We start from the raw sequence: 20,787 nt of genomic DNA, 5'->3' as shown, positions 1-20,787 counted from the left end.
GAGGCATCCGCTCTTCGCGGTGTCGCGGTCGCCCGCTAGAGGGTGACGGCCCGCTTCACCAGGTCGGCCTGCTCGGCGGCGTGCCGCTTGGCGGAGCCGGTCGCGGGCGACGCGGCGGCCGCGCGGGCCACCACGCGGACCTCGCGCGGGCCCAGCTTGTTCGTCTCGATGATGAAGAACGGCCACGCGCCCTGGTTCTCGGGCTCGTCCTGCGCCCACACCAGCTCGGCGTTCGGATACGAGTCGGCGACCGACTTGAGCTCGGCGGCGGGCAGCGGGTAGTACTGCTCGAGGCGCACGAGCGCGACCTCTGGGTTGGGGTTCTTCTCGAGTTCGGCCAGCAGGTCGTAGTAAAGCTTGCCGGCCATGAAGACGACCCGCTTGACGGCGCCCTTGTCCGTGATGCGCGCGTCGTCGATCACGGGCTCGAAGCGACCCTGCGTGAAGTCGGCGACCTCGCTGGTCGCGCCGCGCAGGCGGAGCATCGCCTTCGGGGTGAAGATGACGAGCGGGCGGCGCGGCCGGGCGTACGCCTGGCGGCGCAGCAGGTGGAAGTACGACGCGGGCGTCGACGGGCGCGCCACGGTCATGTTCTCCTCAGCGCACATCTGCAGGTAGCGCTCGATGCGGGCACTCGAGTGGTCGGGGCCCTGGCCCTCGTAGCCGTGCGGCAGCAGGAGGACGACGCTCGAGCGCTGGCCCCACTTCTGCTCGGCCGACGAGATGAACTCGTCGATGACGGTCTGGGCGCCGTTGGCGAAGTCGCCGAACTGGGCCTCCCACATCACGAGGGCGTCGGCCCGCTCGACGGAGTAGCCGTACTCGAACGCCATCGCGGCGTACTCGGAGAGCAGGGAGTCGTAGATCCAGAACCGGGCCTGCTGGTCGCCGAGGTTCTGCAGCGGCAGCCACTCCTGGCCGTTCGCCCGATCGTGGAGCACGGCGTGGCGCTGCACGAAGGTGCCGCGACGGGCGTCCTGGCCGACGAGGCGCACGGGCGTGCCCTCGAGCAGCAGCGAACCGAGGCTCAGCAGCTCTCCGAAGCCCCAGTCGATCTTGCCGTTGCGGCTCATGTCGACGCGCTTGGCCAGCAGCTGCTGGATCTTCGGGTGGACCGTGAAGCCGTTCGGCTTGTTCGAGAACGCGTCGCCGACGGCGTGCACGACCTCGAGCGAGACGCCCGTGGTCTCGGGCTCGCCGGCGGCCGGCTCGGGCTGGAGGGCGTCGGCGCCCACGATGGGGATCGCGCCGGTCTGCGCGGCGTGCGTCTCCGCGAAGGCCCGCTCCAAGCGGTCCTGGAAGTCGCGATGCGCGTTCTCGTACTCCTCCTCGGTGATGTCGCCGCGGCCGACGAGCGCTTCGGTGTACAGCTTGCGGACCGAGCGCTTCGCCTCGATCAGGTTGTACATCAGCGGCTGCGTCATCGACGGGTCGTCGCCCTCGTTGTGACCGCGACGGCGGTAGCAGACGAGGTCGATGACCACGTCGCGCTTGAACTCCTGGCGGTAGCGGAACGCGAGCTCGGCGACGCGGACGACCGCCTCGGGGTCGTCGCCGTTCACGTGGAAGACCGGCGCCTGGATGGCCTTCGCGACGTCGGTCGAGTAGATCGACGAGCGCGCGTCGCCGGGCACGGTGGTGAACCCGACCTGGTTGTTGACGACGACGTGGATGGTGCCGCCGGTTCGGTAGGCGCGCAGCTGCGACATCTGCAGCGTCTCGAACACGACGCCCTGGCCGGCCATGGCCGCGTCGCCGTGCACGAGGATCGGCAGGATCGAGAACGAGCCGACCGGCTTGCGGTCCTGCTTCGCACGGACGATGCCCTCGAGCACGCCGTTGACGGCCTCGAGGTGCGACGGGTTCGCGGCGAGCGACACGGGGATCTGCGTGCCGTCGTCGGCGGTGAAGGTGCCCTCGGTGCCGAGGTGGTACTTCACGTCGCCGGAGCCGGAGAAGTTCTTGGTGTCCTGCGTGCCCTCGAACTCGCGGAACACCTGGCCGTACGTCTTGCCGGCGATGTTGGTGAGCACGTTGAGCCGGCCGCGGTGCGCCATGCCGATGGCGACCTCGTCGAGGCCCTCCTTGGCGGCGCCCTGCAGGACCTCGTCGAGGAGGGCGATCATCGACTCGCCGCCCTCGAGGCTGAACCGCTTCTGGCCGACGTACTTGGTCTGCAGGAACGTCTCGAACGCCTCGGCCTCGTTGAGCTTGCTGAGGATGCGCATCTGCTCGTCGTGGGTCGGCTTCTCGTACTTGCGCTCGACCTGCTGCTGGATCCACCGGCGCTGCGGCGGGTCCTGGATGTGCATGTACTCGATGCCGATGGTGCGGCAGTACGAGTCGCGCAGCACGCCGAGGATGTCGCGGAGCAGGGCGGTGCGCTTGTCGCCGAAGCCACCGGTGACGAACTCGCGGTCGAGGTCCCAGAAGGTCAGGCCGTGGCTCTCGATGTCGAGGTCGGGGTGCGAGCGCTGGACGTACTCGAGCGGGTCGATGTCGGCCATCATGTGCCCGCGCACCCGGAAGGAGTTGATGAGCTCCTGCACGCGGGCCGTCTTGTCGATCGCGCTCGCGATGTCGACGGAGATGTCCTCGTTCCACTTGATGGGCTCGTACGGGAGCCGCAGCGCCGCGAAGATGTCCTGGTAGAAGTTGCGCTCGCCGATCAGCAGCTCGTGGACCTTCTTCAGGAACTCGCCGGACCCGGCGCCCTGGATGACGCGGTGGTCGTAGGTCGAGGTGAGCGTGATCGTCTTGCCGATCGCCAGGTTGGCGAGGGTCTTCTCGCTCGCGCCCTGGAACTCGGCCGGGTACTCCAGCGCGCCGGCGCCGATGATGCAGCCCTGGCCCTTCATCAGCCGCGGCACCGAGTGCACCGTGCCGATCCCGCCGGGGTTGGTCAGCGAGATCGTCGCGCCCTTGAAGTCGTCGGCGGTCAGCTTGTTGCCGCGCGCGCGCCGGACGAGGTCCTCGTAGGCGGAGAGGTACTCGTTGAAGGTCATCGTCTCGGCGCGCTTGATCGCGGGCACGAGCAGCGATCGGGTCCCGTCGGGCTTCGGCAGGTCGATCGCGATGCCGAGGCCGATGTGCGCGGGCTTGACGACGGCGGGCTTGCCGTCGAGCTCGCCGTAGAACACGTTCTGGCTCGGGAACTCCTTCAGCGCCCGGATGATCGCCCACCCGATGAGGTGCGTGAACGAGATCTTGCCGCCTCGCGTGCGCCGCAGGTGGTTGTTGATCACGATCCGGTTGTCGATCATGAGCTTCGCGGGCACCGTGCGCACGCTCGTCGCCGTCGGAACGGTCAGCGACGCGTCCATGTTCGCCGCGAGGGTCTTCGGCAGGCCCTTCAGGGGCACGACCTCGTCGTCGCGGTCCGCCCCGGCGACCTGCTGCTGCGGGCTCGTGACGGGCACGTCGGCGGGGACCGGCGCGGTGCGCGGCGCCACGGAGGTCGTGCGCGCCTCCGGCGCCTGTCCGACGGTCGCGTTGGGCGAGGTGCCGTTGGCGCCGGCGGCCGCGGGCTCGGCCGGCCGCGCGTTCGGCTGCGCGGCCGGGGCCTGCGCGTCGCCGCCGGGCGCCGCGGCCTCCGACCGGGCGGCGTCGGGCGCCGGGGACTCGGAACGTGGAGCCTCGGGTGCCGGAGCCTCGGGTGGCGCGGCCTCGGACGCGGCGGGCCGGGCGGCTTCGGTCGGCGCGGGCACGGGGGCCTGCTCGCCGGCGGCCTGGTACAGCGCGGCCTCGTCAGGCATGGTCGACGACGCCGCGGGCGCGGGGGCGGGTCGGCCGTTCTCCTTGACCTTGCGGTACTGCTCGAGCACCGGTCGCCAGGTGTCGTCGACCGATTCGGGGTCGGCGAGGAAGCGCTCGTACATCTCGTCCACGAGCCATTCGTTGGCTCCGAACTCCGCCGCGGTCGTCTCTTCGGACCCCGACCCGGTCAATTGGCTCGACACAGCCTCTCGCCCACTCTCTCCATTGATGGATGCTCACCTGGTGGCGTGGCGCGCGCAGCACGTCGCGGAACGCCCTGACAAGCCTAAACCCGTTCGGGCGGCGGTCGGCACCGCCCGGGAGGCCCTCCGACGACTCGCACCGCGCCGCGCGGGGACGGAGGGCCGGATCCCCGGGCGATGCCATGGTCGCCGCGAATACGCTGTGCACATGGAGTTCTATCGCACGACGCCCCGTCACGACCTCACGTACTCGGACGTCTTCCTCGTGCCCAGTCGGTCCGGCGTGACGAGCCGCCTCGACGTCTCGCTGGCCCCGGACGACGGATCGGGCGCCACGATCCCGATCGTGTCGGCGAACATGAACTCGGTCACGGGGCCCCGGCTCGCCGCCACGCTCGCTCGCCGCGGCGGCATCGGCGTGCTCCCGCAGGACCTCCCGCTCCAGGAGCTCGACGACGCGATCCGCTGGGTGAAGTCGCGCCCGGCGCGCTTCGACGTGCCGCACGCCTTCCACGCGGACGGCTCGGTCGCGGAGGCGCTCGAGGTGCTGCCGCCGGTCGAGGGCCACGGCATCGTGCTGCACGACGACGAGGGCCGGTACGCCGGCACGATCCCCGCCACCCGGCTCGCGACGGCGTTGCCGGACGCGCGGCTCGGCGACCTCGTCCACGGCGCGATCCCGTCCATCGACGCCGACGACGTCGACACCCCGAGGCGGGCGTTCGACCTGATGGTCGACGCCGGACTCGACTTCGCGCCGGTCCTCGAGCACGGCCGCGTGGTCGGAACCCTGAGCCGACGCAGCGCGCTGCGCGGCACGGTCTCCGAGCCCAACACGGATGCCGCGGGCCGGCTCCGCGTCGCCGCGGCGGTCGGGATCAACGGCGACGTCGAGTCGAAGGCGCGGGCGCTCGTCGCCGCCGGGGTCGACATGCTCGTGATCGACACGGCGCACGGCCACCAGGAGGGCATGATCCGCGCCGTGCGCGCGGTGCGCGCCGCCGGGCTCGGCATCCCGATCGTGGCGGGCAACATCGTCACGGCCGACGCGGTCGCCGACCTCGTCGAGGCGGGCGCCGACGTCCTCAAGGTGGGCGTCGGACCGGGCGCCATGTGCACGACCCGCATGATGACGGCCGTCGGGCGGCCCCAGTTCTCCGCGGTGCTGGAGACGTCCGAGGCGGCGCGCGAGCACGGGGCCGCGGTGTGGGCCGACGGGGGAGTCCGCTACCCCCGCGACGTGGCGCTCGCGCTCGCCGCGGGAGCCGCGTCGGTCATGATCGGCTCCTGGTTCGCGGGCACCATCGAGGCCCCGGGCGCCCTGCGGCGCGACGGCGACGGCCGGGTCTACAAGGAGAGCTGGGGGATGGCGTCGACCAAGGCCGTGAAGGAGCGGTTCGGCCGGCTCTCCGCCTACGAGCTGGCCCGCAAGGAGCTGTTCGCCGAGGGGATCTCCTCGTCCGCGATCTACCTGGATCCCCTGCGCCCCTCGCTCGAGGACCTGCTGGACATGATCACCTCGGGCGTGCGCAGCTCGTTCACCTACGCCGGCGCGCGGAGCATCCCCGAGTTCCGCGAGCGCGCGCTCGTCGGCATCCAGTCGGCGGCGGGCTACGAGGAGGGCAAGGCGCTCCCGGTCAGCTGGTAGCAGGCCCGCCGTCCAGCCATCCGTCGATATACTTGGCGGCACCATGGACGACCCTCCCTCTGCGAATCCCGACGGCCATAGACCCTCGCCCGTGACCGCACGGGGAGGTGCGGATGTCTGAGTGGGTCCTCCTCGGCATCGGGCTCCTCCTCACGATCGGCACGGGCCTGTTCGTTGCGAGCGAGTTCGCGCTCGTGAACCTCGATCGCGCCGACCTCGAGGCGCGCCGCGCGAAGGGCGAGACCCGGCTCGGGCTCACCATCGAGGGGCTGAAGATCACCTCGACGCACCTGTCGAGCGCGCAGCTGGGCATCACGCTGACCACCCTGCTCACCGGGTACACGATGGAGCCCGCGATCTCGTCGCTCCTGGCCGGGCCGTTGGGGTCCGTCGGCGTGCCCGACGCGCTGGTCCGGCCGGTCGGCGCCGTCGCGGCCGTGGTGGTGGCCACGTTGCTCTCGATGATCATCGGCGAGCTGGTCCCGAAGAACTTCGCCCTCGCACTGCCGAGGCAGACCGCGAAGGTCGTCATGCCGTTCCAGACGGCGTTCACCTGGGTGTTCCGCCCGGCGATCTCGCTGCTGAACGGCAGCGCGAACGGCCTGTTGCGCGCGATCGGCATCGAGCCGAAGGAGGAGCTCTCCGGCGCGCGTTCGGCCGAGGAGCTCTCGAGCCTCGTCCGACGTTCGGCGAGCGCCGGGCTGCTCGAGCAGGACACGGCGACGCTGCTGGGGCGCACCCTCCGCTTCTCCGAGCACGACGCGTCCGACGTCATGACGCCGCGACCCCGGGTCGCGGCGGTCCAGCGACTCGAGTCCGCGGAGGCGGTGCTGGAGCTCGCCCGGCAGACCGGGTTCTCCCGGTTCCCCGTCTACGACGAGAACCTCGACGACGTGGTCGGGCTCGTGCACGTCAAGCAGGCCGTCGCCGTCCCGCGCGAGAAGCGCGAGCAGGTCCCCGCGTCGGCGCTGCAGTCCGAGGCACTGCGCGTGCCCGAGACGATGAAGCTCGACGCCCTGCTCGGGGAGCTCCGCGGCCGCGGCTACCAGATGGCGGTCGTGGTGGACGAGTACGGCGGCACCGCCGGGGTCGCCACCCTCGAGGACCTGGTCGAGGAGCTCGTCGGCGAGGTCTCGGACGAGCACGACCGCACCCGCGCCGGCGTTGTGCGCCGCGGCGAGTTCGTCAGCTTCCCGGGGATGCTCCGCCCCGACGAGCTGCTGGACCGCACCGGCATCGAGGTGCCCGAGGACGGCGCCTACGAGACGGTCGCCGGCTACGTGATGAGCGTGCTCGGCAGGCTGCCGCTCGTCGGCGACGAGGTCGACGTCGAGGGCGGCCGCTTCCGGGTGCAACGCCTCGACGGCCGGCGCATCGACCGGATCCAGTTCACCCCGGCGACCGCGCGCACGCACGCCGACGCCCTGACGGAGGTCGAGCGATGAGCGACTGGGCCGGCCTCGCCTGGCTGTTCGCCCTGCTGGCGGGCAACGCGTTCTTCGTCGGCGCGGAGTTCGCCGTGATCTCCGCCCGGCGGTCGCAGATCGAGCCGCTGGCGGAGAAGGGCCGCCGGAGCGCGAAGACCGCGCTGTGGGCCATGGAGCACGCGACGCTCATGCTCGCCATGAGCCAGCTCGGCATCACGATCTGCTCGCTGCTGATCCTGACGGTGTCCGAGCCCGCGATCCACCACCTGCTCGAGATCCCGCTCGAGCTCACCGGCTGGTCTCCCGAGGTCGTCTCGACGGTGGCGTTCGTCATCGCGCTCGTCCTCGTGTCGTACCTGCACGTCGTGCTCGGCGAGATGGTGCCGAAGAACCTGTCCTTCTCGCTGCCCGACCGCGCCGTGCTCGTGCTCGCGCCGCCGCTGGTGTTCACGGCCCGGGTCTTCCGCCCGGTCATCGTCGCGCTGAACGCGGTCGCCAACGGCGTGCTCAGGTTGTTCGGCGTCGAGCCGAAGAACGAGGCCACCTCCACGTACACGCTCGAGGAGGTGCAGACGATCGTCGACCAGTCGAGGCGCGAGGGCATGCTGGCCGACGCGAGCGGCACCCTGAGCGCCGCGTTCGAGTTCACCACCAAGCAGGTCATCGACATCGCGGTGCCGATGGACGAGCTCGTCTGCCTCCCCGCGGAGGCCACGCCCGCCGACGTCGAGCGCGCCGTCGCGCGTCGCGGCTTCTCGCGGTACGTGCTCGCGGGCGACGACGGCGAGCCCGACGGCTACGTGCACCTGAAGGACGTGATCGACCTCGACGACGACGAGTTCGACGACCCCATCCCCGCCAAGCGGGTGCGGCGCCTCGTGTCGATCTTCGACGGCACCGACCTCGAGGACGCACTGGCGACGATGCGCCGCCAGGGCACGCACGTCGCCCGGGCCTTCGACGGCGCGGGCGCGACCACCGGGGTGATCTTCCTGGAGGACATCATCGAGGAGCTGGTCGGCGAGGTGCAGGACGCCACGAGGCGCGGCTGACCCCGGGCACGCTCGGACCTGATCGGGGGGCGCGGACGCCAGCGCTCAGGCGTAGACTTCCGCCGAGAAAGCTGAGGTGTACTCATGTTTGAGAACTCCATCGCGATGGCCGTCCTGCCTGCGTCCGACCTCGATCGGGCGCGCAGGTTCTGGCACGACACCTTCGGCGTCGATCCCGTGTCGAGCGACATGGGCGGGGACGCCTTCCTGATCGGCGGCATCGGCGTGCTCGTCTACGAGACCCAGTTCGCCGGGACCAACAAGGCGACGGCCTTCTCGATCATGACCGACGACCTCGACCGCGACATGGCGGCGCTCCGCGACAAGGGCGTCGTCTTCCACGACTACGACCTGCCCGGCATCACCACCGTGGACGGCGTGGTCGACATGGACGGCGAGCGGGGTGCGTGGTTCGACGACAGCGAGGGCAACATCATCGCGCTCGCCGAGCCCACCAAGATCCCGATCGACGAGGCCCGGAGGATGTTCGCCGAGCTCCGCACGTGAGCCCCGGCGCGATCACCACTCCCCGTCGTTGAGGTCGGGCCGGGCCCGGACGTACTGCACCGGCCACAGCTCCGTGCCCGCACCCAGCTCGTGCGCCGCACGCAGCGCGAAGTGCGGGTCGCGCATCATCGCCTTGCCGAACATCACGGCGTCGGCCGCGCCGGACGCCACCAACTCCTCGGCCTGCGCCGGGGTGGTGATGCGCCCGACGGCGGACACCGAGACGCCGGCGCGCTCGCCGACGAACTCGGCGTGCGCCGCCTGGTACGCCGGGCCGACCGGGATCCGCACGTCTCGGACGAGCCCGCCCGTCGAGATGTCGAAGAAGTCGGCGCCCGCCTCGGCGGCCCATCCCGCGACGACGGAGGTCTGCTCCTCGTCCCAGCCGCCCGGAGCCCAGTCCGTCGCCGAGAAGCGCACGAACAGCGGCATCCGCTCGCCGATCTCGGCGCGGACCTCGCGCACGATCTCGAGGAGCAGCCGGGCGCGCCCCGCGAGCGACCCGCCCCACCGGTCGTCGCGGCGGTTCGAGAGCGGCGAGAGGAACTGGTGCACGAGGTAGCCGTGCGCCGCGTGGACCTCGACCACGTCGAAGCCTGCCCGGACGGCGCGCCGGGCGGCCGCCCGGAAGTCGGAGACGACCGCCTCGATGCCGGCCTCGTCGAGCGCCACGGGTTCCCTGAGCCCGTCGAACGCGACCGCGGACGGCGCCACGGTCGTCCAGCCGCCCTCGTGCAGCGGCTGCGACCCCGGCAGTCGCATCGGCTCGGGCCAGACCGAGGCCTTGCGCCCGGCGTGGGCCAGCTGGATGCCCGAGGCCGCGCCCTGGCTTCGGATGAAGCGCGTGATGCGCGACCACGCATCGGCCTGCGCATCGTCCCAGAGCCCGGTGTCGTGGTCGGAGATGCGCCCCTCGGGGCTGACCGCCGTCGCCTCGGCGATCACCAGGCCGGCCCCGCCCGCGGCCATGGCGCCGAGGTGCACCAGGTGCCAGTCGTGGGGAACCCCGTCGCGCTCGGTCACCGAGTACTGGCAGAGCGGCGGCACCCACACCCGGTTGCGGATCTCGAGTCCGCGGAGCGTCATCGGGCGGAACAGCGCCGGGCGCGGCGCGGGGATGGTCGTCGGCATGGCCATCAACCTATCGTTGGGGCATGGCAACGGGCACCTGGCGCGAATGGACCGCCGCCGACGCGGCGAACTGGCTGGGGGAGCCGGGTGCGGACGACGACAAGTACCGCCGAGGCGTGCTCGGGGTCATCACCGGCTCGCCGGACTTCCCCGGCGCTGCGGTCCTCGGGGTCGAGGCGGCGCACCGGACGGGCGTCGGGATGGTCCGGTTCACGGGGCCGCGCGCGGTGCGGCAGTCGGTCGTCGCCGCGCGCCCCGAGACGGTCGGGGTCGCCGGGCGGGTGCAGGCGTGGCTGCTCGGCTCGGGCATGGACTCCGCGCATCGGTCCATCCTGCTCGCCGGCGAACTCCAGCACGCGCTCGCCTCCGGTGAACCGACCGTGCTCGATGCCGGCGCGCTCGACCTCGTCGACCTGCACACGGCGCCGACGGTGATCACCCCGCACGCACGCGAGCTCGCCGAGCTGCTGGGCGGGCACGACGTGCCCGCGTCGGCCGAGGAGGTGCGCGCGGACCCGGCCGGCTGGGCCGAGCGCGCGGCGCAGCACCTGCAGGTCGCGGTCCTGCTGAAGGGCGCCGTCACCCACGTCTGCGACCCGTCGGGCGCGCGGCTCACCGTCACCTCCGCCACGCACTGGCTGGCCAGCGCCGGAACGGGCGACGTGCTGGGCGGCATCGTCGGCGCGCTCGCGGCGACCCACCGCGACCGGATCGCCTCCGACCCGGCCTCCATCGCCCACGTCGCGGCGACCGCGGCGTTCATCCACGGCGAAGCCGCCCGCCGCGCCAGTGAGGCGCGGGACGGCGGCCCGGTGATCGCGTCCGACGTGGCCGGGGCGATCCCGCACGTGGTCGGCGCCCTCCTGCGCCGGTGACCGGTGCAGGGGCGTCGGCGATGAGCGCAGACCAGGCGGGCCTGCGCGAGGCGCCGGCCGGCGGCATCCGTCGTCGGCTGGGCGGCCGTGCCGCGCTCTGGATCGCCTTCGCCGCGGTGCACGTCCTGCTCGCCGCGCTCAACCTCTTCGCGCCCGGGTACCCCATGGGCGACGTGACCGGGGTCTACCTCGCCTGGGCGGAGACCGCGCAGCAGGGCTGGCTGCGCATGGGCATCGACACGGCCTGGGTCTACCCGATCCTCGCGTTCGCGCCCATGACGGCCGCGCTCGCGTTCGGGCGCGAGTGGTACGGCGAGGCCTGGCTCGCGATGGTCGCCGTGCTCGACGCGATCGCGTTCTCGGTGCTGCTCGGCCGCGGGACGCTGTCGGTCCGTCGACGTGCGGCCGCGTGGTGGTGGGTCGCGTTCCTGGCGATGCTCGGTCCGATCGCCCTCGGCCGGATCGATGCGGTCACCGTGCCGTTCGCGATCGTGGGCCTGCTGTGGGCCGCCGGGCGACCGAGGGTGGCGGCGACCCTGCTCACCATCGGCGCGTGGATCAAGGTCTGGCCGGCGGCGCTCGTCGTGAGCCTCGTCGTCGCGTTGCGGCGCAGGGCCGAGGCGGCGGTCGTGGCTGCCGCGCTCTCGGCCGGCATCCTCGCGGTGAGCCTCATCGCCGGCTCGGGTCTGAACGCCTTCGGCTTCGTCGCGCAGCAGGCCGGCCGAGGGCTGCAGGTGGAGGCGCCGCTCGCGGTGCCCTGGCTCTGGTGGATCGTCGCCGGCACCGACCGCGCGACGATCGAGTACGACCGGGGCATCCTGACGTTCCAGGTCGAGGGCCCGGGCACGGAGGTCGCGGCGGCTGTCACCACGCCGCTCATGGTGCTCGGGGTCGCGGCGGTGCTCGCGGTCGGGGTGCGCGCGGCGGTGCGGCGGGCTCCCGTGATCGCGCTCCTGCCTCCGCTCGCGCTGGCCTTCACGACCGTGCTCATGCTCGCGAACAAGGTCGGTTCGCCGCAGTTCGTCACCTGGCTGGCCGCCCCGGTCATCCTCGGCATCGCGCTCGGCGGCGGCCGGTTCCTCACGCCGGCCGCGCTCGCGTCGTCGACCGCACTGCTCACGCACGCCATCTACCCGTACTGGTACGGGTGGCTGCTCATCGCCGATCCCGGCTTCGTCCTGCTGCTCACCGTCAAGGTGGTGCTGCTGTTCGTCCTGCTCTCCTGGTCGGTCGTGAAGGTGTGGCAGGCTGGCTCCGTACGGCGGGAGACGCCGACGGGCGTCGCGGCCTGAGCGGCGGCCGTCCCCCCGCGGGGAGGGGCTCATCATGCTGGTCGCATTCTCGGTCGCGCCGAGCGGCACGGGTCGCGCCGACGGGTCGGTGCACGATGCGGTCGCCGCCGCGGTCCGCATCGTCCGGGACTCGGGACTGCCGAACCGGACGACCTCGATGTTCACCGAGATCGAGGGGGAGTGGGACGAGGTCTTCGCCGTCGTCAAGGAGGCGGCCGAGGCGGTCGGCGATTACGGCTCGCGGGTCTCGCTCGTGCTCAAGGCCGACATCCGACCGGGCTGGACCGGCGAGCTCGAGGGCAAGGTGGACCGGCTCGAAGCCGCCATCGACAACGACGGCTGAGGGCATCCGAACGCGTCGGGCGTCGTTGCGGCGTCGATTATCGAATCGATTCGATCCGTGGCAGAATCGTCGGGATGACCCCCTCGACGAGCGCGCCGCCGACCCTGTCCCCTGTGCGGACCAGGCTTGCACTGCTCGCGCTCGCGATGGGCGGGTTCGGCATCGGCGCGACCGAGTTCGTCGCCATGGGACTCCTGCCGGACATCGCCGCCGATCTCCTGCCCGGCCTCGCCGCGACCTCGACCGAGACGGCGAACGCCGCGGCCGGCTGGATCATCTCGGCGTACGCCCTCGGCGTCGTCGTCGGAGCGCCGACCATCGCCGCCGCCGCCGCCCGATGGCCGCGGAAGCGACTGCTGCTCGTGCTGCTCACGGCGTTCACGGCGGGCACCGCGGCATCCGCGTTGCTGCCCACCTTCGAGCTCGTCGTCCTCGCGCGGTTCGTCGCCGCGCTGCCCCACGGAGCGTACTTCGGGATCGCGTCGCTCGTCGCCGCGACCCTGATGGGCCCCGGCAAGCGGGGGCGGGGCGTGGCGCTCGTGCTGTCCGGGCTCACCATCGCGAACGTGATCGGCGTGCCCGCGATCACCTGGCTGGGCCAGCTCGCGGGGTGGCGGGTGGCGTACCTGGCCGTGGCGGCCATCTTCGCGGCGACCTTCGTCGCCGTGCTCGCGGCGGTCCCGTGGCAGCCGGGCGATCCCCGGGCGACCGTCGGGCGCGAGCTGCGGATCTTCACCCGGACCCAGGCCTGGTTCGCCCTCGGCATCGGCGCGATCGGCTTCGGCGGCCTGTTCGCGATGTACAGCTACGTCGCACCGCTCGCGACCGAGGTCACGGGGCTCGACAGCGCGATGGTGCCGCTCGTGCTCGTCGTCATCGGCATCGGCATGACCGTGGGGAACCTCGTCGGCGGGCGCCTCGCCGACTGGAGCGTGCGACGCTCGATGTACCTGGGCTTCGCCGTCATGGCCGCGTCGCTCGCGGTGCTGGCGCTCACGGCATCGCACCCCGTCGGACTCGTCGTGGGCGTCCTCCTCGTGGGTGCCTCCGCCTCGGCGCTCTCGCCGACCATCCAGACCCGCCTGATGGACATCGCGCGCGACAGCCAGTCGATCGCCGCGGCGCTCAACCACTCCGCGCTGAACATCGGCAACAGCCTCGGCGCGATGCTCGGCGGCGCCGTGATCGCCGCCGGATTCGGCTACGTGGCCCCGGTCTGGGTCGGGCTGGTCCTCACCGTCGCGGGCGCGGCGCTCGCATTGGCCTCGTTCGGCCTCGACCGGGCGCGGGCGCGCCGCGGCATCCCGATGCCCTCGATGACCGGCGCGGTCCCCGCCGTCGGCGATTGACGCCCGCCCGCACGCCCGCCTACTCGGACTGCAGCAGGATGCCGTCGGCGATCGCACGCTTGCGCAGCGCCACCTTCGTGCCCACGTCGTGGCCGGCGAGGCGGTACTTCTCCCGGATCCGCTTGAGGTAGCTCTTCGCGGTCTCCTCCGAGATCCCGAGCTGGAAGGCGACGGCCTTGACCGGCTGACCCGCGCCGTACAGGGCCATCACCCGGCGCTCCTGAGCGCTGAGTCGCGGCGCGGCGCCGTCGTCGTGGAGCGCCTCCTCGAGCTCGGCCGAGATGTACGTCTCGCCGGACTGGGCCGCGCGGATCGCCTCGACGATGGTCTCGACCGGCTCGGACTTGACCAGGTAGCCGGCCGCGCCGGCGCCGAGCGCCTCGCGCACGACCGCCGGCTCGGAGTACGTGCTCATGAGCATGGTCGCGACGTTCGCCGACTTCAGGGTCGAGAGCTTGATCGAGATCGGGATGTTGTCGCGCAGGTCGAGGTCGAGCAGCACCACGTCGACCGGGAATGCCGGGTGCGCGAGCAGTTCGGACCACGAGGGCACCGCCGCCACCAGGTCGATGTCGGAGGCGGCCCCGCGCACCCACTCGGTGAGCGCACCCAGCAGCATGCGATGGTCGTCGACGATCGCCAGCCGGATCGGACTGCGGTCGGGTTCGGGCACGTCAGGCTCCCCTCGGTCGAGCGGCGCGGTTGGGCGTCGCGGTTCCTGCACGGTTCGTGGGATCCACCCTGCAGTCGATGTCGATGCGGAATCCGTCGGATGCCGCCACCGAGTCATGTCCTCCGACACTATCGAGTGCTTCCCACGTCGCCTCGTCGACCTTCCGCAGCGCGAGCCCCGAGACGTCGAGGCGGATGGCGATGCGGCTGCCGTCGGGGGCGGGCATCTCGTCGGGCGCCGTCGTCTCCGCGTCGCGATCGCGGCACGTCACCACGACGCGGAGCGGGGGCGCCGACGCCTTGGTCCGGCGCTGGCCGGCGATCAGCCACAGGGCGAGGAGGAGCCCGTCGCGCTGGACCTGGCCGAGCAGGCCCGCGAGGCCGGTCGGGTCGTCGACGGTGACGCGCCGGCTGAGGTACGCCGACTCGGTCACGGCGTGGCGGAGCCACGTGTCGGTCCGTCCCTCGATGAGCCGAACGCGCAGCCGGGCCGCGAGCACGCCGGCGCGCTCGGCCGCCGCCGGGGGCAGCGGCAGGGCGATGCGCCCGGCGCCGACGTCGTCCAGCAGCGCCTCGGCGTCGTAGTCGAGCTCCGCCAGCTCCTCCGAGGCGCGCATGCCGACCGCCGAGCGCGGGGTCGAGACCGTGCTCTGGACGAGCGTGAGGTCGAGTTCGCGACCGACCAGCCGGCGGAACCCCCGCACGGCGATGACGACCAGGACGACCGGGACGACCGCGGACGCCGCGATCGCGACGCCGATCACGGTCCGCGTGCCGGCCTGGGGCGCCTGCAGCAGGGCCTGGACCAGCAGCACCGCGGCGATCACGGCCGACGCGAGGAGCGGACCGCGCGTCTCGCGCAGCGCGGCGACCGGCATGAGCAGCGCAGCGGCAGCCGGCGCGGCCGTCGGCGTCACGCCGAACCGGAGCAGGTCGGCGGTGGCGGCCACGTCGAGCCAGATCGGCACCGTCAGCGCGGCCAGCAGGGCGAGGAACACCCAGTCCGGCACCCGGCTGAGGCCGCGCGTCGCGACGACCCCGCCGACGGCGACCAGCCCGAGCGCGATCCACGCCGGTCCCGGCCCGCGACCCGGCGGGATCACGGCGTCGAGACCCCAGGCGTGCAGCAGGTGCGCGAGCACGATCGCGACGCTCGCCACGGTCACGCCCGCCGCGAGGCGGCGCCCGCCGTGCGCGGTTCGGATGTCCTCGGCGGCACGGGCCGACCTCGCCGGTCGGCGGAACTGCGCCTCGTGCGTCGTGTCACGTGGGACCGGCCCCGCCGGCGGCATCCGCTGGAACCGGCTCACGGCTTGGGCACCTCCAGCATCACCGTGGTGCCCGACCCTGGCGAGCTGAAGACGCGCGCGCGCCCGCCGACGGCGTGCAGGCGCCCGACGACCGACTCGGCGAATCCCAGCCGAGCGGGGTCCACCGAGGCGGGCTCGAAGCCCGCACCCTGATCGGTGACCATGGCCCGCACGGTGCGCTCGTCGTCGGTGATGGTCACGTCGGCCTCGTGCACGCCCGAGTGGCGGCGCACGTTCTCGAGGCACTCGCCGAGCGCGCCGAGCAGTGCGTCGAGCGCGTCGCGGGGCAGGACGAGTTGCCCGGCGCCGTGCCAGTTCACGTCGAGGCCCATGCGCGCGAAGCGCTGACGCACCGAGTCGAACGTCGTCCCGAGCGCGTGCGCGGGGGAGTCCGGGGAGAAGGCGGTGCTCGAGCCGTGATCGAGCGGTGCGCCCAGGCGCAGCTGCTTGAGCAGCCGCGCGTCGTCGCCGGCCTGCTGGCGGAGCGCGTTCTCGCCGACGCCCACGCCCGAGTGGGCGAGCAGGCTGAGGGTGGCGAGCACGGTGTCGTGGAGCACGCGCGCGTCCTGGCGCTGCTGGGCCTCGGACTCGCTCGCGAGGCGCTCGGCCCGGTGCGCGCGTCCCACCTCGTCGATGCGCTCGGCGGCACGATCGATCGCCCGCTTGAGCCAGAGGCCCGTCGCCGTCGCGGCGATCCACCCGGCGATCGAGGCCACGAGGACGGTGCCCAGGTCGGCGCCCGCGAACCACGACGCGACGACCGCCGTCACGACGGCGAGGCCCGACACCGCCACGAGGGCGATCCCGTCGGGGCGCGCCACCGACGGGATCGCGATCGACGCCGCCGTGAGGGCGCCGGTCACCGCCATCGCCGTCTCGGCGGCGGGGTCGACCGTGGGGTCCAGGCCGATGACGAGCAGCAGGGCGACCGAGGCCGCGATGGTCCCGAGGGTCGGCAGCGTGGCGCCGCGCGAGGTCGCGAGGATGACGAGCCCGACCAGCAGCAGGTCGATCAGGACGGCGAGCGCGAAGCGGTCCGCATCGAGCGCGCCCGGCACGAGCAGGCACGCGAGCGCGAGCACGGCGCCGGTGAGGCTTCCGGCACGGGCGAGGCGCCGGAGCAGCCGGTCGCGCTCCTTGTCGATCCGGCGCATTCCACCCCCTTCACGGCCGGGCGGCACGGCACGTCGGTGCCGTCACCCTCGAAGATAGCCCACAGCGACCCCCCGGTGGGGGTCATCGGGCGCGGAACGGGGCGCACGGTCCGGTTCGGTCACGCCGCGAGCAGGGCGGCGAGGGCACCACCGACCGCATCGTCCTCGATCAGGAAGGCGTCATGGCCGTAGTCCGAGCGGAGCACCACCGGCTCATCACCGTGCACGGTGCGGCGCAGGCCGCGGGCGAGCTCCCGCTGGCCCGCGAGCGGGAAGTACCGGTCGCTGTCGATCCCGAGCACCAGGGCGAGCGCGTCGACGCGGTCGAGCGCCGCGGCCACGCCACCGCGCCCGCGCCCGATGTCGTGGGAGTTCATCGACTCGGTGAGCACCAGGTAGCTGTTGGCGTCGAACCGGCGGGTGAACTTGTTGCCGTGGAAGTCGAGGTAGGACTCGACCGCGAACCGCCCGCCGCCGCCCAGGGGGTCGAGCCCGGACTGCCAGCTCCGTTCGAAGCGCTGGTCGAGCTCGGCCGGGGTCCGGTAGTTCAGCATCGCCATCCTGCGCGCCAGGGCGAGCCCGCGAGTGGGGCCCTCGCCGTCCGGGGCGTCGTAGTACGAGCCGCCGCGGAACGCGGGGTCGCTGCGCACGGCCTCGAGCTGGACGGAGTTCTGGGCGATCTGGTCGGCGGTCGTCGCCGCGGGGGCGGCGAGCACGGCGATGCGCTCGACCGCGTCGGGGGCGGTGACGGCCCACTCCAGCACGTGCATCGCGCCCATCGAGCCGCCGACGGCCGCCGCGAACCGCTCGATGCCGAGCTCGCGGGCCAGCGCCCGCTGCGCGACGACCTGGTCGCGGATCGTGAGGAACGGGAACCGCGCGCCCCATTCGACGCCGTCGGGTGCGAGCGAGGCGGGGCCGGTCGATCCCTGGCATCCGCCGATCACGTTCGGCGCGACGACGAACCACCGGTCGGTGTCGATCGCGCGGCCTCGGCCCACGACGCCCGGCCACCAGCCCGGGCTGGGATGTCCCGGCCCCGGCGGCCCGAGGACGTGGCTGTCCCCGGTGAGCGCGTGCAGGACGAGGATCGCGTTGTCGCGTTCCGGCGAGAGGGTGCCCCAGGTCTCGTACGCGATGCGGACGTCGGGCAGCACCTGGCCGGACTCGAGTGCGACGTCGCCGATGCGGGCGAACCGCCGGTCGCCGACCGGATCACCCGCCCGCCACGCGCCCGTCGCCGGCGCCCGTCCGGCGAGCTGGCCCGCCGCGCGCGCCTCGGGGACGATGCTCACGGGCACCGTCTCCGACGTGGTCTGCCAGTCCATGGCTCCGATTCTCCCTCGACCCGCCGGCGGCGCGGCGAGTGTTACGCCGTCGCGGGTCGGCCGAATCGAGCGGATGCCGCGCCCGGCGGGACGCGGCATCCGCTCGACCGGGCCGCCGCCTACACGCGCGCGGCCTCCGACGCACGACGCGCGGCGGCGAGGCCCGCCTCGAGGTCGGCCTTGAGGTCGTCGACGTTCTCGATGCCGACCGAAAGGCGCACCAGCCCGGGCGTCACTCCCGTCGTGAGCTGCTGCTCGGGCGTGAGCTGCGAGTGCGTCGTCGAGGCCGGGTGGATCACGAGCGAGCGCACGTCGCCGATGTTGGCGAGGTGGCTGAACAGCGAGAGGTTGTCGACCAGCGCCCGACCGGCGTCGACGCCGCCCTTGAGCTCGAACGACAGCACGGCGCCCACGCCCTTGGGTGCGTAGCGGTTCGCGGCCGCATACCACGGGCTGGAGGGCAGTCCGGAGTAGTTGACGCTCGCCACGTCGGGGTGGCCGTCGAGCCACTCGGCGATCTCCTGCGCGTTCCGCACGTGCCGCTCGATGCGCAGCGAGAGCGTCTCGATGCCCTGGATGAGCTGCCACGCGCTCGCCGGGGCGATGGACGCGCCGAGGTCGCGGAGCAGCTGCACCCGCGCCTTGATGACGAACGCCAGCGGGTCGCCCACGGCGGCCGTGTAGCTCGCGCCGTGGTACGAGGGGTCGGGCTCGGTGAGGCCGGGGAACTTCTCGACGTTCTTCGACCACTCGAAGCGGCCGCCGTCGACGATGACCCCGCCGATGACGGTGCCGTGGCCGCCGAGGAACTTCGTCGCCGAGTGGATGACGATGTCGGCGCCGTGCTCGAACGGGCGGATGAGGTAGGGCGTCGCGATCGTGTTGTCGACGATGAGGGGGATGCCCGCGTCGTGCGCGACGCCCGAGACGAGCTCGATGTCGAGGATGTTGATCTTCGGATTGCCGATCGTCTCGGCGAAGAACAGCTTGGTGTTCGGGCGCACCGCGCGTCGCCATTCGTCGGCGTCGTCCTGGTTCTCGACGAACGTCGTCTCGATGCCGAGCTTGGCGAGGGTGTACTTGAAGAGGTTGTAGGTGCCGCCGTAGATCGACGACGACGAGACGATGTGGTCGCCGGCCTGCGCGATGTTCAGCACGGCGAAGGTCTCGGCCGCCTGGCCCGAGGCGACCAGCAGCGCCCCGCTGCCGCCCTCGAGCGCCGCGAGGCGCTCCTCGACGACCGCCTGCGTCGGGTTCATGATGCGCGTGTAGATGTTGCCGAACTCGGCCAGCGCGAAGAGGTTCTGCGCGTGCTCGGCGGAGTCGAAGACGTAGGACGTCGTCTGGTAGATCGGCGTCGCGCGCGCCTTCGTGACGGGGTCGGGCGCCGCGCCCGAGTGCACCTGCTTGGTCTCGAAGCGCCAGTCGGCCTGCTCTGACATGGGGACTCCTCACGTGTTCGCGGTGCGGCGGCGCCGCGACCGGGGCCCACGTTACGAGCGGCCGTTCAGGCGATCAACGGATGCCGCAACACGGCGTCATGCGCCGGGCTCGCGCGGCGGCGGCAGCGCGTCCTTCGGCAGGACGATGGTGCCGGTCGCGGTCATCGGCTCGGGCCGGAACAGCCACCTCGCTCGCGGCTCCACGAGCGGCCGGAAGACGCGTCGGACGGGCTTCAGCGACAGGACCACCGAGACGAGCACGCAGAACGCGATCATGAGCGGCAGGACCCACCACGGCTGCGGGCCCTCGAGGATCGGCGTCTCCCGGAGCGGGAAGAGCACGAACGAGTGCAGCAGGTAGATGTACATCGTGGCGCTGCCGAAGGCGGTGAACCACGTGGTTCGCCTGGGCATGAGGACGAGGAAGGCGACGGCGAGCAGCATCGCGAGCAGCAGCAGGAACAGGCGGATGGCGCCCGACCACGGTTCGTCGTAGCCGATCGCCTCGTACGACTCGTCATAGAGCATGAACCTGCGGAGCCGGAGGTCGCGCCAGGTCTCGATCGCCATCGGCATCACGACGAGCAGCGCCGAGAACAGCGCGATGGCGGCGGCGCGCCATCGCCAGGCCACCGCGGTCCGGAGGTCGAGCCACCGGTCGGTGATGCGCCACTGCCGGAGCTTCCAGCCGAAGACGAAGAAGGGGAACATGCCGAACGTCCGCGTGAGCGCGAGCGTCGAGTCGATCTCGACGGCGTACCCGGCGCCGATCGAGATCGCGATCGCGATGATGAGGGGGTACCGGAGCAGCACGAGGTACGGCAGGGCGATCCGCCAGATCGCCAGCGCGATGAGGAACCAGAGCGTCCACGACGCGGTCGTGTAGTCGAGCACGAGGTCGCCGCCGAGCGCGAAGCGGATGACCGTCCAGATCGTCTCGAAGATGAAGTAGGGGAAGACGATGTCGGTGAGCACGAGGCGCATCGCGCGGGCGTTCGGCGGCCCGGACTTCGCGAAGTACCCGGAGACGGTGACGAACACGGCGACGTGGAACGAGTAGATGAAGAGGTAGACGCTGTACGCGGCGTCGTCCTCCGCGATCAGCGGCAGGATGCCGTGGCCGATCACCACGAGCGTGATCGCGATCCAGCGGGCGTTGTCCCAGAGCGGCACGCGCCGCTTGCGTGGGGTCGGCGGCTTGGTGGCGCGGGGCGCGGGCGTCGGCTCCATCCGGCCATTCTCCCGCACCACGCGATGTCTTCGAGGGAGGAGGACGAGGTCGCGGTGCAGAATGGGCC

16 protein-coding genes are annotated in these 20,787 nt (G+C 72.4%); 8 read left to right on the top strand and 8 right to left on the bottom strand.

Annotated elements, in window-relative coordinates:
• Window positions 1-35: 35 nt before the first annotated feature.
• Window positions 36-3,959, bottom strand: coding sequence for a multifunctional oxoglutarate decarboxylase/oxoglutarate dehydrogenase thiamine pyrophosphate-binding subunit/dihydrolipoyllysine-residue succinyltransferase subunit (locus ACUY4T_RS10035; protein ID WP_446018790.1), 3,924 nt, complete (start codon window positions 3,957-3,959; stop codon window positions 36-38).
• 208 nt (window positions 3,960-4,167) lie between these two features.
• On the opposite strand from ACUY4T_RS10035, the gene guaB1 reads away from it, so the two are divergent.
• The 4 genes from guaB1 (at window position 4,168) to ACUY4T_RS10015 (ending at window position 8,593) form a co-directional block, all read left to right on the top strand.
• Window positions 4,168-5,607, top strand: coding sequence for a GMP reductase (gene guaB1, locus ACUY4T_RS10030; RefSeq protein ID WP_446018789.1), 1,440 nt, complete (start codon window positions 4,168-4,170; stop codon window positions 5,605-5,607).
• 113 nt (window positions 5,608-5,720) lie between these two features.
• On the top strand, window positions 5,721-7,052 hold the full coding sequence (locus tag ACUY4T_RS10025) for a hemolysin family protein (protein ID WP_446018788.1): 1,332 nt from the start codon (window positions 5,721-5,723) through the stop codon (window positions 7,050-7,052).
• A complete protein-coding gene (locus ACUY4T_RS10020; RefSeq protein WP_446018787.1) occupies window positions 7,049-8,086 on the top strand; it encodes a hemolysin family protein in 1,038 nt (345 codons plus the stop codon). Before ACUY4T_RS10025 ends, ACUY4T_RS10020 begins: the two co-directional genes overlap by 4 nt.
• Before the next feature lie 84 nt (window positions 8,087-8,170).
• Window positions 8,171-8,593 carry a VOC family protein gene (locus ACUY4T_RS10015; RefSeq protein ID WP_446018786.1) on the top strand — a complete coding sequence of 141 codons (423 nt, stop codon included), beginning with the start codon at window positions 8,171-8,173 and terminating at the stop codon, window positions 8,591-8,593.
• Between the two features lie 12 nt (window positions 8,594-8,605).
• Here ACUY4T_RS10015 and ACUY4T_RS10010 read toward each other — a convergent pair whose 3' ends face one another.
• Window positions 8,606-9,724: an NADH:flavin oxidoreductase/NADH oxidase gene (locus ACUY4T_RS10010; RefSeq protein WP_446018785.1), complete on the bottom strand. Its 1,119-nt coding sequence runs from the start codon at window positions 9,722-9,724 to the stop codon at window positions 8,606-8,608.
• 23 nt (window positions 9,725-9,747) lie between these two features.
• Between ACUY4T_RS10010 and ACUY4T_RS10005 the strand changes: the two genes are divergently transcribed.
• The 4 genes from ACUY4T_RS10005 (at window position 9,748) to ACUY4T_RS09990 (ending at window position 13,583) form a co-directional block, all read left to right on the top strand.
• Window positions 9,748-10,599 (top strand): ADP-dependent NAD(P)H-hydrate dehydratase, encoded by an 852-nt coding sequence (locus ACUY4T_RS10005; protein ID WP_446018784.1) that lies wholly within the window; start codon window positions 9,748-9,750, stop codon window positions 10,597-10,599.
• Window positions 10,600-10,619: 20 nt separating this feature from the next.
• Entirely contained in the window at window positions 10,620-11,891 is a 1,272-nt protein-coding gene (locus tag ACUY4T_RS10000; protein ID WP_446018783.1) for a glycosyltransferase 87 family protein, read from the top strand.
• Window positions 11,892-11,925: 34 nt separating this feature from the next.
• Entirely contained in the window at window positions 11,926-12,234 is a 309-nt protein-coding gene (locus ACUY4T_RS09995) for a thiamine-binding protein (protein WP_446018782.1), read from the top strand.
• Window positions 12,235-12,308: 74 nt separating this feature from the next.
• Complete coding sequence (locus ACUY4T_RS09990; protein WP_446018781.1) at window positions 12,309-13,583, top strand: MFS transporter; 1,275 nt, start codon at window positions 12,309-12,311, stop codon at window positions 13,581-13,583.
• Window positions 13,584-13,602: 19 nt separating this feature from the next.
• Here ACUY4T_RS09990 and ACUY4T_RS09985 read toward each other — a convergent pair whose 3' ends face one another.
• From ACUY4T_RS09985 to ACUY4T_RS09960, 6 genes are all read right to left on the bottom strand, one after another.
• Window positions 13,603-14,256, bottom strand: a complete 654-nt coding sequence (locus tag ACUY4T_RS09985) for a response regulator (RefSeq protein ID WP_446018780.1) — start codon at window positions 14,254-14,256, stop codon at window positions 13,603-13,605.
• Between the two features lies 1 nt (window position 14,257).
• Window positions 14,258-15,565, bottom strand: a complete 1,308-nt coding sequence (locus tag ACUY4T_RS09980; RefSeq protein ID WP_446018779.1) for a hypothetical protein — start codon at window positions 15,563-15,565, stop codon at window positions 14,258-14,260.
• Entirely contained in the window at window positions 15,562-16,719 is a 1,158-nt protein-coding gene (locus ACUY4T_RS09975) for a sensor histidine kinase (RefSeq protein WP_446018778.1), read from the bottom strand. The genes ACUY4T_RS09980 and ACUY4T_RS09975 overlap by 4 nt, the downstream gene beginning before the upstream one ends.
• A 119-nt stretch (window positions 16,720-16,838) precedes the next feature.
• Window positions 16,839-18,047: a homoserine O-acetyltransferase MetX gene (gene metX, locus ACUY4T_RS09970; RefSeq protein ID WP_446018777.1), complete on the bottom strand. Its 1,209-nt coding sequence runs from the start codon at window positions 18,045-18,047 to the stop codon at window positions 16,839-16,841.
• A gap of 119 nt (window positions 18,048-18,166) precedes the next feature.
• Window positions 18,167-19,489: a bifunctional o-acetylhomoserine/o-acetylserine sulfhydrylase gene (locus tag ACUY4T_RS09965; RefSeq protein ID WP_446018776.1), complete on the bottom strand. Its 1,323-nt coding sequence runs from the start codon at window positions 19,487-19,489 to the stop codon at window positions 18,167-18,169.
• Window positions 19,490-19,585: 96 nt separating this feature from the next.
• A complete protein-coding gene (locus tag ACUY4T_RS09960) occupies window positions 19,586-20,719 on the bottom strand; it encodes an acyltransferase family protein (protein ID WP_446018775.1) in 1,134 nt (377 codons plus the stop codon).
• Between the last annotated feature and the right edge of the window lie 68 nt (window positions 20,720-20,787).

Source organism: Agromyces arachidis (genome assembly GCF_052805135.1).
Note: the sequence above shows the minus strand (reverse complement) of the source record. Positions and strands in the feature narration are given on the sequence as shown.

Bases quoted from the DNA above. Each gene is read 5' to 3' on its own strand.
- ACUY4T_RS09995 (WP_446018782.1), top strand. From the start codon at position 11,926: ATGCTGGTCGCATTCTCGGTCGCGCCGAGCGGCACGGGTCGCGCCGAC.
- guaB1 (WP_446018789.1), top strand. From the start codon at position 4,168: ATGGAGTTCTATCGCACGACGCCCCGTCACGACCTCACGTACTCGGAC.
- ACUY4T_RS10015 (WP_446018786.1), top strand. From the start codon at position 8,171: ATGTTTGAGAACTCCATCGCGATGGCCGTCCTGCCTGCGTCCGACCTC.
- ACUY4T_RS10000 (WP_446018783.1), top strand. From the start codon at position 10,620: ATGAGCGCAGACCAGGCGGGCCTGCGCGAGGCGCCGGCCGGCGGCATC.
- metX (WP_446018777.1), bottom strand. From the start codon at position 18,047: ATGGACTGGCAGACCACGTCGGAGACGGTGCCCGTGAGCATCGTCCCC.
- ACUY4T_RS09960 (WP_446018775.1), bottom strand. From the start codon at position 20,719: ATGGAGCCGACGCCCGCGCCCCGCGCCACCAAGCCGCCGACCCCACGC.
- ACUY4T_RS09975 (WP_446018778.1), bottom strand. From the start codon at position 16,719: ATGCGCCGGATCGACAAGGAGCGCGACCGGCTGCTCCGGCGCCTCGCC.
- ACUY4T_RS10010 (WP_446018785.1), bottom strand. From the start codon at position 9,724: ATGCCGACGACCATCCCCGCGCCGCGCCCGGCGCTGTTCCGCCCGATG.
- ACUY4T_RS10005 (WP_446018784.1), top strand. From the start codon at position 9,748: ATGGCAACGGGCACCTGGCGCGAATGGACCGCCGCCGACGCGGCGAAC.
- ACUY4T_RS10025 (WP_446018788.1), top strand. From the start codon at position 5,721: ATGTCTGAGTGGGTCCTCCTCGGCATCGGGCTCCTCCTCACGATCGGC.
- ACUY4T_RS09990 (WP_446018781.1), top strand. From the start codon at position 12,309: ATGACCCCCTCGACGAGCGCGCCGCCGACCCTGTCCCCTGTGCGGACC.
- ACUY4T_RS09965 (WP_446018776.1), bottom strand. From the start codon at position 19,489: ATGTCAGAGCAGGCCGACTGGCGCTTCGAGACCAAGCAGGTGCACTCG.
- ACUY4T_RS10020 (WP_446018787.1), top strand. From the start codon at position 7,049: ATGAGCGACTGGGCCGGCCTCGCCTGGCTGTTCGCCCTGCTGGCGGGC.